Here is a 12,088-nt window from a genome sequence, read left to right on the forward strand (position 1 = left end):
GATGTACGTGCCGGAAACATTGGCACTCCCGAGCAAAGCCGCTATCGGGTGTGCTCATTTTCAGTTAAGCCGCCCCGGGGCACGTGGGGAGCAGGTACGCGATACGATACGGCAGGCAGCTCCAGCAGGGCACCTGCCCGGGATGATCCGGCTTTGGCCGGTCGAAGACGGGATTGAAATCACGGTGCAAGCAGTCAATACGCTCAGCCAGACCAGGCGCAGCAGTTTCATCAGGCGAGCATTCCTTTCCGTCGGCAGCCTGGCCGCACTCGCGTCGGCGCTCGGCGCCGGCACGGTTCAGGCGCAGTCTGCGCCGCAGGGCGAGATCGTCATCCCTGACGACGTGAAGATTTTCGGCAACGATAACCCCAACGTGCGCCGCGCGACGGCCGTGGTGAACGGCGACGTGATCACCGGCACCGATGTCGACCAGCGACTGGCGCTCATCGTCGCGGCTAACCAGGGCAAGATCGACGACGAGGAAATGAAGCGCCTGCGCCTGCAGATCCTGCGCAACCTCATCGACGAGACGTTGCAGATCCAGGAAGCCAAGGCTGCCGACGTTTCTGTAGCCGACGCCCAGGTCGACCAGTCCTACGCCCGCGTGGCGCAGCAGAACTTCAATCAGAACGTCAGCGCGATGGACGCCTACCTCAAGCGCGTCGGCTCCTCGCCGGAATCGCTGAAGCGCCAGATTCGCGGCGAACTGTCGTGGCAGAACCTGCTCCAGCGCAACGTCCAGCCCTTCATCAACGTCTCCGACGACGAGGTGAACGAGAACCTCTCCCGCCTGAAGGCTGCCAAGGGCACCGAGGAATACCGCCTCGGAGAGATCTACATGTCGGCCGCGCCGGATGCACGCCAGCAGGTCTACGAGAACGCCACGAAGATCGTCCAGCAGCTGCGTTCGGGCGGCAGCTTCGTTGCGTATGCCCGCCAGTATTCGGAAGCCACAACCGCATCGGTCGGCGGCGACCTGGGCTGGGTCCGCCTCGCCCAGCTTCCGAGCGAACTGCAGGTCGTCGCGCGTGACCTGGAAACCGGCCAGCTGGTCGGCCCGGTCGAAGTACCCGGCGGTTTCGACATCCTCTACCTGATCGACAAGCGCCAGGTCCTCACCGCCGATCCGCGCGATGCGATCCTTTCGCTCAAGCAGATCTCGCTGCCCTTCCCCAAGGGCGTCAGCGAGGCTGAGGCCGGCAAGCGCGCCGAATCCTTCGCCGCCGGCATCAAGGCGGCCAAGGGCTGCGGCGATGTCGACAAGGTGGCAACGGGTCTTGGCGCCCAAGTCGTGACCAACGATCAGGTCAAGGCACGCGACCTGCCAGCCCAAATCCAGACCTCTATCCTTCAGCTGTCACCCGGCGAAACGCTGCCCCCGTTCGGCTCGCTCGACGAGGGCATTCGCATCCTCATGCTCTGCGGCCGCGATGATCCGCAGGTCAACGACGGTCCCAGCTTCGAACAGCTGCAGGCCCAGCTCGAGGACGACCGCGTCAACAAGCGCGCGCAGACCTACCTGCGCGACCTGCGCCGTGACGCAATCATCGAATACAATTGATCTTCGCAGCGGGGCGGCTGACATGACAGTGGCGGCCCCGCTCGCCATTTCCCTGGGCGACCCTGCGGGCATCGCGCCCGAAGTGATAGTCGAGGCATGGGTCCGGCGCGAAGAACAGGGGCTCGCCCCGTTCTTCGTCGTCGGCGGCGCCGCGGTTCTGCGCGCCGCCGCCGCCTCGCGCGGCCTCGACCTCGCGATAACCCGCATTACCGAACCGCAGGGCGCGATTGCGACATTCGCCGCCGCCCTGCCCGTCCTCGGCGACGAGGACTGCGCACCCTCGTTCGGCGAGCCGACCATCGACGGCGCCCGCCTCGCGCTCCATTCGCTCACGCGCGCCGCTCAGCTGGCGCTGTCCGGGGAAGCGGGCGCGGTGGTTACCGGGCCGATCGCCAAATCGAAGCTCGCCGCAGTCGGCTTCACCCAGCCCGGGCAAACCGAATTCCTTGCCGATGCCTGCGGCCTCCCGCACGAAGATGCGGTGATGATGCTGGCCGGTCCATCGCTGCGGACTGTGCCGCTGACCGTGCACGAAGCGCTCAGCGCCGTGCCCGGCCTCGTCACCCGCGAACTGATCGAGCGCAAGGCGCGCATCGTCGCCCTGACACTCGCCCGCGATTTCGGCCTTGCCGCCCCACGCATCGCGATCACCGGCCTCAACCCCCACGCGGGCGAGGACGGACGCATGGGCACCGAAGACCGCGACGTCATCGCCCCCGCCATCGCAGCACTGCGCGGCGAGGGCCTGACCATTACCGGACCGCATCCCGCAGATGCCCTTTTCGCCGCGCACGAGCGAACCCGCTACGACGTGGCCTTGTGCATGTACCATGACCAGGCGCTGATCCCGATCAAGACGCTGGATTTCGATCAGGGCGTGAACGTCACCCTCGGCCTGCCCATCGTGCGCACCTCGCCCGACCACGGCACCGCCTTCGCCATCGCCGGCAGACACGAAGCCAGCGCCGGGGCCATGATCGCCGCGATCCGCATGGCGGGTGAATGCGCCGCCAGGAGAGCCCTTTGACCACCGTTCCCACCCCCAGCCTGCCGCCCTTGCGCGAAGTCATCGCCCGGCACGGCCTTTCGGCCTCCAAGGCGCTGGGCCAGAATTTCCTGCTCGATGAGCATCTGCTGGACCGCATCGCCGCGATCCCCAGCTCGCTCCGTGACCAGCATGTCCTCGAAGTGGGCCCCGGCCCCGGCGGCCTGACGCGGGCCCTGCTGCGCGCCGGTGCCAGCGTTACCGCTGTCGAGATGGATACGCGCTGCCTGCCCGCGCTCGCCGAAGTCGAAGCCGCATTTCCCGGCAAGCTCAAGGTTATCGAGGGCGACGCACTCAAGATCACCCCGGCTTCGCTGTTCGACGGCCCTTACCATATCGTCGCCAACCTGCCGTACAACGTCGGTACGGCGCTGTTCATCGGCTGGCTTTCGGGTGAAACCTGGCCGCCGCAGTGGGCTTCGCTGACCCTGATGTTCCAGGAGGAAGTGGCCCGCCGCATCATCGCCGAGCCCGACACGTCAGCCTATGGCCGTCTTGCGGTTCTCGCGCAGTGGCGCTCCACCGCGAAGCTGGCGATGAAGGTGCACCGCAGCGCCTTCACCCCGGCGCCGAAAGTCATGTCGGCAATCGTCCACGTCACCCCTGCCGAGGCGCCTGAAGGTGTCTCCATGCGGGTGCTGGAACGGGTGACGGAGGCCGCGTTCGGCCAGCGCCGCAAGATGCTGCGCCAGAGCCTCAAGGGCGTGCCAGGCGCGCTCGACGCGCTGGAGAGCTTGGGCATCGACGCCCAGCGCCGCGCCGAAACGCTGTCGGTGGCAGAGTTCGTCAGCGTTGCGAAAGTGCTGACCAAACCCAAAAGCTGACCTCGTCCCGGATCAAGTCCGGTACGGAAAGCACCCCACAACGAAAAAGGGCGGCGCATCATGCACCGCCCTTTTCTTTTTCGCAGACCGCGTGCGGATCAGCCCTTTTTGGGGGCGCTCGCTTCACGGGCGAGACGGTCCTGACGGTCGATCGCGCTCTCGGTGGTTACGAAGCTGTCCGGCTTCACACCCAGCCAGATCAGGATCGGCGCAGCCATGTAGATCGAGCTGTAGGTGCCGACGAAGATGCCCAGCACGATCGCTGCGGTGAAGCCGAAGATCACGTCAGGGCCCAGCAGCAGCAGTGCCAGCAGGGTGATCAACATCGACAGCGAGGTCACGATGGTACGCGCCAGAGTCTCGTTGACCGAAAGGTCGAGCAGCTCGGGCATCGGCATCTTGCGATACTTCTTCAGGTTCTCGCGGATGCGGTCATAGACGACGATGGTGTCGTTGAGTGAGTAACCGATCAGCGTCAGCAGCGCGGCCACGATGTTGAGGTCGAACTCCATCTGCGTCAGCGCAAACAGGCCCAGCGTCAGCGTCACGTCATGGACGAGGCTGAACAGAGCGCCCACACCGAACTGCCATTCAAAGCGCACCCAGATGTAGATCGCGACCGCAATCGCAGCCAGGCCGAGCGCCAGCATGGCGCTGCGCCCGAGTTCGCCGGAGACCTTGCCGGACACCGAATCGACACTGCCGATGTTCGCGCCGGGGTGGTTCTTGGCGATGTCGGCCTTGATCGTGGTCGCCATCGCATTGGCAAGCTTGGGGTTCTTGTCCGCGCCAACCGGCAGCTTCATGCGGATCGAGATCTCGTTCGCCTGGCCGAAACGCTGGATGATCGGCTCGCCGTAACCCAGCTTGTCGATTTCCTCGCGCAGCTGCGTAACCGGCGCATCGGTGCCACCCTCGAAAGTGACGCGCATCACCTGGCCGCCGACAAAGTCGACGCCCAGATTCAGGCCCTTGGTGGCGACCAGTCCGATCGAAGCGACGATCAGTAGCAGGCTGACGACGTAGAACGGCACACGCCACTTCAGGAAGTGGATGTTGGTGTTGTCGGGAATGAGCTTGAGGAGCTTCATATGTCCTCCCCTTACAGGTTCAGGTCTGCGGGCCGCGCCTTGCGCAGCCAGCCGGCAACCCACATGCGGGTCAGCGTGACGGCCGTGAAGACCGAAGTCGCAATGCCGATCAGCAGGACGATGGCGAAACCGCGGACCGGACCGGTGCCGAAGTAGGCCATCAGAACTGCGGCGATGACGTTGGTGATGTTCGCGTCGAAAATCGCGCGACTGGCTTCCTTGTAGCCCATCTCCACCGCCTGCACGACGCGCCGACCCCGGTGGCGTTCCTCGCGGATACGCTCGTTGATCAGCACGTTGGCGTCCACCGCCGCGCCGATCGTCAGCACGAAGCCGGCGATGCCCGGCAGCGTCAGCGTGGTGCCGAACATCGCCATCACGCCAAGGATCATCATCACGTTCACCACAAGCGCGACATTGGCGTAGATGCCGAAGCGGCCATAGGTCAGCAGGATGAAGATCATCAGGAGGCCGGTGCCGACGCCCATCGCGACGACACCCTTGTTGATCGAATCGGCGCCGAGGTCAGGACCAACGGTACGCTCTTCGACGACGGTGAGGTCAACCGGAAGCGCACCCGAGCGCAGCGCGATGGCGAGCTGCGTGGCGGACTGGACGTTGAAGCTGCCCGAAATCTGCGCGCTGCCGCCCAGGATCGGCTCGTTGATGCTGGGAGCCGAAAGCACCTTGCCATCGAGGATGATGGCGAAGCGCTTGTTGACGTTCTCGGTCGTCAGCCGGGCGAACTTCTCGCCGCCCTGTTGGTTGAAGGTGATCGAGACGACTGCCTGGTTGGTTTTCGATTCGAAGGACTGCTTGGCATCGGTGAGTTCGTCACCCTTGATGCCGCCCAGACGCTTCACCGCGATGACGGGAGCCTGGCCGCCAGCAGCACCAGCGTCGGCATAAGGCACGATCTCGTCGCCCGGAGGAACGATGCCCTGCGCCAGATCGCTGGGTACAGCGGTCTCGTCGACCAGCTTGAATTCGAGCTTGGCGGTCTGACCGAGCAGCGCTTTCAGCGCCGCCGGATCCTGCAGGCCCGGAACCTGAACGTCGATGCGGGTGCCGCCGAGGCGCCGGATATCGGGCTCCTTGGTGCCCAGTGCGTCGATACGCTTGCGCACGACGTCGACCGCGGTCTCCATCGCGTTGCTTACGGCAAGGTCGATGCCTTCCGGGGTAGGCGCGAGGACGAACTGGTTGCCGTTGACGACCTGAATATCCCAGTCGCGCTGGCCGGAAAGGCCGGCGCCGGTGGTCAGGGGCAGGATCGCTTCACGCGCCGCGTCGACCTGCGCGCTGTCGCGCACGGTGAAGGACAGGCGCCCTCCCCGGCTCGACACGTCGCCGATGGCGATGCGCGGCTCGGCGGTACGCAGCTTGGTGCGCACCGAATCCTCCATGCCCTCCAGTCGCTGCTGGACCACCTGGTCGCGGTTCGCCTCAAGCAGAAGGCGCGAGCCGCCCGCAAGGTCGAGCCCCATGTTGATCTTCGGGTGCGGGAGCGCCTCGGGCCAGCGGATATTGGTGACGGACAGCAAGGTCGGCAGCGCAAGCGCGCACAGGACCAGCGTCAGCCCCCAGTACCAGACCTTCTTCCAGGTGGAAAATTCAAGCATTGCCTATCGCTTCTCTCCAAAGGGACGCGGGCCAAAGGGACGCAGGCGTACCCGCGTCCTGGAATTGCGGCCAGATCAGTCGTTCGCGGGCTTGGAGCCGGCCGGCGGGATCACGTCGACGATCGTCGACTTGAGCGCCTTGACCTTCACGCCCTGCGCCAGTTCGACCTCGGCGTAGTTGTCGTCGACCTTGACGATCCTGCCGACGAAACCGCCGCCGGTCAGCACTTCGTCGCCCTTCTTGAGCGAGGAGAGCTTGTTCTTGTGCTCCTTCTGCTGCTTCATCTGCGGGCGCAGGATGAGGAACCAGAAGATCAGCGCCATGGCCACGAACGGCATGTACGTAATCCAGGCCGGCGGCGCACCGGCGGGTGCGGCGGCGGCTAGCTGAGCGAGGATCGAGGTCTGCATGGAAATGATGGGCCTTCTTTGTTTCGTGCCGGCTTCGCGGCGTGCCTGTCGGCGAATCGCGCGCCAGCCGGCCGTGCATCCAGTCGGAAAAAACCCCGAGCCGGACGCAACCGGATGCGCGCGGTTAGCAATAAAGCGCACCGCTGGCAACGCGCGCGCATCCGCGCTTCCCCGCCGACAAGCAGCCAGATAGGGCCTGATGCAGCGCGTTCAAGCGCCCCGCAGGCACGATGAAAAACTCCTCTCGCACGACGGGAGGCCGTGAAGCACCAAGAAAGAGCGCGGCGCGCAAATTCCTGACAAGAGGCGCTTGCGTATCTGAAAGGACGTGCCTATAGGCCGCGCTCCGGTCGGGACGTAGCGCAGCCTGGTAGCGCATCACACTGGGGGTGTGGGGGTCGGAGGTTCGAATCCTCTCGTCCCGACCAAGAAAAACCGCCGTTTCCTGCCTCGCGCAGGAGACGGCGTTTTCGTATCAGCAACCACATGACAGGTAACGCGCGCGATTTGAGCGCTGGCTTTGGCTTGCGATTGTCGAAACTGAATCCCCCTGCCCCTGGATGACACTCCTGTGTTAGATACCGGGGACGCGGCGAAATATACGCGGCGTCCGATCGCCGCCTGAACGGGTGAGCAAATCCATGGCCTCAGAAAATCCCAGTCCTACTCACGAGCGCAATGCAGCCATATACGTCGCCGTCGTCGATGGCGCGACCTTCGGCGAGCTTGCCGCGCAGTATGGCATCAGCAAGGTTCGTGTGCAGAAAACATACGCCCGCGAGCGGACGAACGCCTGGGAAGCGCGCAGGCGCGGAGATACCAGCTACCTCGACCGGCCCATTCCGGCGGACGTCTAAGCACTACCCGGCGGCCCCCGAGGCCATGCCGGGCATTGCCATATGTGCCACAGGGCCGAAAACCGTTTTCCTACACGAACCGATATGGTTATTTGATTGCGAGCCACTCCCGTCACCGGAAAGGACTCGCTCATGGCTCTGCTTGATTCGCTGCTCGGTCCCGTCACCCGCATCATCGACAAGGTCGTCCCCGACCCCGAAGCGCGCGACCGTGCCAAGCTGGAACTACTCAAGCTTGAGAGTTCGCAGGAACTCGAAATGCTGCAGGCCAGCCTATCGGCCATCGTCGCCGAAGCCAATTCCGCCGATCCCTGGACCAGCCGCGCACGGCCCAGCTTTCTCTACGTCATCTATCTCATGATCTTGTGGGCACTGCCGATGGGCGTGATCGGCGCACTCAGCCCGGCCACCGCCCGCGCCATTGGCGAAAGCATGAGCGCCTATCTCAACGGCATCCCGGAGCCGCTCTATGCCCTGTTCGGCACCGGCTACCTCGGATATTCGGCGATGCGCCAGTGGGGCAAGACCCGGGGGTCCGACCGCTAAGCAAACGCTAACCATCGTACGCTAAAGGGTAACGACCAACCCATCCGCACCACCCAGGAGCGTTCGAGTGTTTCGCATGACCGCGCGGCTTGCCGCTCTCTGCCTCCCCGTCGCCCTTGCCGCCTGCGGTTCCTCGCGCGAGGACGAACTGGAAAAGCAGCTCGCCCAGGCCCAGGCCACCGCAGCCGAGGAAGCAGCCGCCCTCAAAGCCCAGCAGGAGGCATCCGCCGCACGCGCCAAGGACAACGACCAGTCGCTCGCCGCCTTCTACGCGGGCGACGGCGGCTCCGAGGACAGCGCCCCGAACGAGGATCTGGGCGGTCCGGCCCCCGAAGCACCCGAGGCGCCGCCGCCGCCGCCGGCCGACATGCCACCCGGTCCGCCCCTGCCCGCTCCGCAATGACCGCAGCGGCTTGCGCCCGCCGGTCGCCCCGCTAAAGCTCGGCGCCTGACGATCACGGGAATTTCGAAGCGATGGCGATCAAGCTGATCTATGTGCTCAACGGCCCCAACCTCAACCGGCTGGGCAAGCGCGAACCCGAAATCTATGGTTCGCAGACGCTGGACGATATCGGCGCCATGCTGGCCGCGCGCGGTGAAGCGCTGGGCATGAGTATCGAAATGCGCCAGTCCAACCATGAAGGCGCGCTGGTCGACTGGCTCCATGAAGCGCAGGACAGCGGCGCCCACGCAGTGCTGCTGAACGCCGGGGCCTACACCCACACCTCCATCGCGCTGCTCGATGCGATCCGTTCGATCAAGGTGCCGGTCATAGAGGTCCACCTCTCCAATCCGCACACACGCGAGGAATTCCGCCACAAGTCCTGGGTCGGCATCGGCGCCAAGGGCACCGTCGCCGGTTTCGGCGCGCAGAGTTATATGGTGGCTTTGGAGGCTGCAGCGGGGCTCTGAGCCGGCACGCAGCCGATCACTTCGCCGTCGTTTCCACGCACGGAGACGATGCGGTGAACCGGAGTGTCTGCATAGCCGCCGTCTTTCGGCAGGCCCGCCTCATCCACCAGCGCCACGAAACATATCCGCTGGCGCGCGAGGCTCAGCAAAGCGCGGCGCACCTGTTCCGAGTTGGCATCGTCAGCCAGGCGCACCATCAGGAAATCGACGATGGCAGCGGTGTCGACGGGTGCCGAACTGCGTACCCTCGCCCGCAAATCGCGCACGGCGGCAGTGCCGACCGTCCAGCCATCGTGAACCGGGTCGAACAAGGGCGCGGAAGCCGCATCGGCTGCATTCACGCCAACCCTCAGGCCGCCGGTACTGCCCAGCTCGAACGCCGGGGTCTGCGGTTCGGGCGGGCGCAGGAAGAACCACCAGGCATTGCCCGCCAGCAATGCGACGGCCACCGCGACCAGCAGCGAACGCCGCGAGGATTTCGTCATCGCCGCCTCCTCGTTCAGCCCAGCGGCACGCCCGGAATGTTCTTCGCGGTGCGGATCGTCAGCGACGTCTTCACGCTGTCGACGTTCGGCGCAGGCGTCAGCTTGCTGGTGAGGAATTCCTGGAAGCTCTGCAGGTCGCGGCTGACGATCTTCAGTATAAAGTCTATTTCGCCGTTGAGCATGTGGCACTCACGCACTTCGGGCAGGCCCTTCATGTGGTCCTCGAAGGCGCGGAGCGATTCTTCGGCCTGGCTCTTGAGGCTGACCAGCGCGAAGACGGTGATCGTGAAGCCCAGCTTGGAAGCGTCGAGATCGGCGTGATAGCCCTGAATCACGCCCGCTTCCTCAAGGCTGCGCACCCGGCGCAGGCAAGGCGGAGCGGTCAGCCCGACGCGCTGGGCCAGCTCGACATTCGTGATCCGACCTTCGGCCTGCAACTCGGCAAGCAGGCGACGGTCGATTTCATCGAGATTAATCATTCGAATTTTCCCCGGCGGAGTGCTTTCGCATCACCGCGTTGCAACTTACACATCGAAAAGGCCAGTGCGCCGTAATATTATTATGCCATAGCGTAATCGTCCCGCTTTGCAACGCCTGCTGTGCAATGTCGAACTGACCTCTTCCTCTCCTCCACGGGTTTGCTAGGAGGTTCTCCCCTTGTTGTTTTCCTTATAGTAAACATAGGGGGTCCATAGGGACTGGTCTGCCATGACGGCAGCACCGCCGGAGACTGAATGCATTTCGACGATCGCCTTGCCACGGTTCTGCGCCTGCCGCCCTCTGGGGATGGCTTGGCGCGTATCCAGTTCAGGCAGCTCGTCGACATTCTCGGCCGGGCCCCGAACCCGCGCGAACCCAGCGAAACCGTGGAAGCCGGCTTCACGCGGCTGCAGGAACTGGGCCGCCAGATCCCGACTGCCGACCGCGCTCGCCTGCTGCGCGCACCGCTTCAGGCGATGACCAACCCGCGCCTTCTGGCATGGCTGGCGGAAGCCGAACCCGACGTCGCCTGCGCAGCGATTCGCGCCGCCCGACTGGATGACGAGGACTGGCTGGCTCTGATCCCCGCCCTCCCCGTGCGGGCGCGCGGGATATTACGCCACCGCCGCGATCTGCCGCCGCGTGTCGAGACGCTGCTGGAACGACTGGGCGTGCGCGACCGCGCGCTGCCACCAGGACCATGCGAAGATCAGACCGCAAATGTAGCCGCCGCGCCGGATATGGTCCTTGGCGCCGACCTCAAATTCGAGCCCGATCCCGAAGCGTCGCTTCCCGAAGAACCGCGCGCATCCTTCAATGCCCCGACCGGCAATATCGCCGTTGACCAGGACATGTCGGCCGACGTGCTGGAACTGCTCGGCATGGACGCCCAGCCGCCCGCCCCCACCTCGCTTAGCGAGTGGGCCAAGGCGCGCGCGGCGCAGCAACACAAGGACGTGCAACTCAAGGCTGCCAACGCGGACCATTCCAGAGATAGCCGGTCCGGGGGGGCCAATTCCGGCGAGGCTGGGATCGGCGCCATCGTCCGGCGCATCGAGGAGTTCCGCAGGGCCCGCGCAATGCAGGGCGCCGTGGGTACGAGCGCCGACGCCAACGCGCCGCGCCTGCCGCTGGGGGACACCGCACCCGCAACGGTGCGACTGGCGCTGGCGATAGACTTCACCACCGACGTCCACGGGCGCATCGCCTGGGCGGACGGCCCTTATGCTTCCTCGGTGATCGGTCTCAGCCTTCCCGCCGCGCAGGACGGGGCCGGGAATTCTCACGACCTTGGCACGGCTATGCGTCAGCGCCTGCCGCTGCGCGCCGCCCGCATCGCGGTCGCCGGAGCGCCGGCAGTCAGCGGCGCGTGGCAGGTAGATGCCATCGCCCGTTTCGAGGGCGGTGGCTTCATCGGCTATTGCGGCCGACTGCGCCGCCCTACGCCGCCCGTAGCTGCACCGGCAACGCCGTGCGCCGACACCGCCGAAGCCGACCGTATGCGCGAAGTGCTGCACGAACTGCGCACCCCTGCGAACGCCATCCAGGTCGCGGCCGAAATCATCCAGCAGCAGCTCTACGGCCCCGCGCCGCACGAATACCGTGCCCTCGCCGCCGCCATCGCCGGGGACTGCGCCCACATCCTTGCCGGCTTCGAGGAACTTGACCGGCTGGTGAAGCTGGAAACCGGCGCACTGCCGCTCGACGAGGGTGAGTGCGACCTTGCCCGCGTTCTTGCCCAGACCGTTGCGCGGCTGCGTACCTGGACCGAACCGCGCGGCAGCAGCTTCGCGCTTACGTCCGATCCTTCCGCCGCCACCCTGCCGGTCCGGGTGGCCCGCGCCGAAGTGGAGCGCCTGATCTGGCGCCTTTTCGCAGCCCTCGCAAGCTCGACCGCGCCGGGCGAGGCACTCGAACTGACCTGGGCGATGCGCGCGGGCATGGTTGAAGTGGCCGTCGCGCTGCCGTCCGTGCTGGCCGAGCGCGATCCTGATACCCTGTTCGATGCCGTCGCCGGGGAACGCGGGCAATCGCTCGCCACCGGCATGTTCGGGATCGGCTTCACATTGCGTCTCGCCATGGCCGAAGCCGCCGCAGCCGGGGGAATGCTGCAGCGCGTTAACAATGCGCTACACCTGTCACTGCCTGCCTTGACCGCTGTAAATGCAGGCAATAGCACTTCGGCAACCATTTCACCCTAAAACACTTCCAGACCCTGTCACCCTGACGGATGCGACCCGCAGAGGGGAAAGTT

13 protein-coding genes and 1 tRNA gene are annotated in these 12,088 nt (G+C 65.4%); 9 read left to right on the forward strand and 5 right to left on the reverse strand.

Features of this window, described 5'->3' with window-relative positions; translation table 11 throughout:
* Positions 1-184: 184 nt before the first annotated feature.
* From GVL61_RS02080 to rsmA, 3 genes are read left to right on the forward strand one after another with little or no spacing between them, the layout of a single operon-like run.
* Positions 185-1,561, forward strand: coding sequence for a peptidylprolyl isomerase (locus GVL61_RS02080; protein WP_159976419.1), 1,377 nt, complete (start codon positions 185-187; stop codon positions 1,559-1,561).
* A 22-nt stretch (positions 1,562-1,583) separates the two neighbouring features.
* Positions 1,584-2,588 carry a 4-hydroxythreonine-4-phosphate dehydrogenase PdxA gene (gene pdxA, locus GVL61_RS02085; RefSeq protein ID WP_159976422.1) on the forward strand — a complete coding sequence of 335 codons (1,005 nt, stop codon included), beginning with the start codon at positions 1,584-1,586 and terminating at the stop codon, positions 2,586-2,588.
* Positions 2,585-3,430, forward strand: a complete 846-nt coding sequence (rsmA, locus tag GVL61_RS02090; RefSeq protein ID WP_235037497.1) for a 16S rRNA (adenine(1518)-N(6)/adenine(1519)-N(6))-dimethyltransferase RsmA — start codon at positions 2,585-2,587, stop codon at positions 3,428-3,430. The genes pdxA and rsmA overlap by 4 nt, the downstream gene beginning before the upstream one ends.
* Positions 3,431-3,528: 98 nt before the next feature.
* Here rsmA and secF read toward each other — a convergent pair whose 3' ends face one another.
* The 3 genes from secF to yajC form a co-directional block, all read right to left on the reverse strand.
* Positions 3,529-4,521: a protein translocase subunit SecF gene (secF, locus tag GVL61_RS02095; protein ID WP_159976428.1), complete on the reverse strand. Its 993-nt coding sequence runs from the start codon at positions 4,519-4,521 to the stop codon at positions 3,529-3,531.
* Between the two features lie 11 nt (positions 4,522-4,532).
* A complete protein-coding gene (gene secD / locus GVL61_RS02100) occupies positions 4,533-6,143 on the reverse strand; it encodes a protein translocase subunit SecD (protein ID WP_159976431.1) in 1,611 nt (536 codons plus the stop codon).
* A 75-nt stretch (positions 6,144-6,218) separates the two neighbouring features.
* Entirely contained in the window at positions 6,219-6,554 is a 336-nt protein-coding gene (gene yajC / locus GVL61_RS02105; protein WP_159976434.1) for a preprotein translocase subunit YajC, read from the reverse strand.
* 351 nt (positions 6,555-6,905) lie between these two features.
* Between yajC and GVL61_RS02110 the strand changes: the two genes are divergently transcribed.
* The 5 genes from GVL61_RS02110 (at position 6,906) to aroQ (ending at position 8,869) form a co-directional block, all read left to right on the forward strand.
* A tRNA-Pro gene (locus GVL61_RS02110) sits at positions 6,906-6,982 on the forward strand.
* 213 nt (positions 6,983-7,195) lie between these two features.
* Entirely contained in the window at positions 7,196-7,411 is a 216-nt protein-coding gene (locus GVL61_RS02115; RefSeq protein ID WP_159976437.1) for a hypothetical protein, read from the forward strand.
* 132 nt (positions 7,412-7,543) lie between these two features.
* On the forward strand, positions 7,544-7,957 hold the full coding sequence (locus GVL61_RS02120) for a holin family protein (protein ID WP_159976440.1): 414 nt from the start codon (positions 7,544-7,546) through the stop codon (positions 7,955-7,957).
* A gap of 76 nt (positions 7,958-8,033) precedes the next feature.
* The gene (locus tag GVL61_RS02125) at positions 8,034-8,360 is read left to right on the forward strand and encodes a hypothetical protein (protein ID WP_235037504.1); all 327 of its coding nucleotides are present in this window, start codon (positions 8,034-8,036) and stop codon (positions 8,358-8,360) included.
* Between the two features lie 71 nt (positions 8,361-8,431).
* Complete coding sequence (gene aroQ / locus GVL61_RS02130; protein WP_159976443.1) at positions 8,432-8,869, forward strand: type II 3-dehydroquinate dehydratase; 438 nt, start codon at positions 8,432-8,434, stop codon at positions 8,867-8,869.
* On the opposite strand, the gene GVL61_RS02135 is transcribed toward aroQ, so the two are convergent.
* Both GVL61_RS02135 and GVL61_RS02140 read right to left on the reverse strand, forming a co-directional pair.
* Complete coding sequence (locus GVL61_RS02135) at positions 8,833-9,354, reverse strand: hypothetical protein (RefSeq protein ID WP_159976446.1); 522 nt, start codon at positions 9,352-9,354, stop codon at positions 8,833-8,835. The two genes, aroQ and GVL61_RS02135, sit on opposite strands and share 37 nt — an antisense overlap.
* A 14-nt stretch (positions 9,355-9,368) precedes the next feature.
* Positions 9,369-9,833: an Lrp/AsnC family transcriptional regulator gene (locus GVL61_RS02140; RefSeq protein ID WP_043975394.1), complete on the reverse strand. Its 465-nt coding sequence runs from the start codon at positions 9,831-9,833 to the stop codon at positions 9,369-9,371.
* A gap of 255 nt (positions 9,834-10,088) precedes the next feature.
* On the opposite strand from GVL61_RS02140, the gene GVL61_RS02145 reads away from it, so the two are divergent.
* On the forward strand, positions 10,089-12,035 hold the full coding sequence (locus tag GVL61_RS02145; RefSeq protein WP_159976449.1) for a sensor histidine kinase: 1,947 nt from the start codon (positions 10,089-10,091) through the stop codon (positions 12,033-12,035).
* The last annotated feature ends 53 nt before the right edge of the window (positions 12,036-12,088 follow it).

It is taken from the genome of Novosphingobium sp. 18050 (assembly GCF_902706195.1).
GTDB lineage: Bacteria > Pseudomonadota > Alphaproteobacteria > Sphingomonadales > Sphingomonadaceae > Novosphingobium.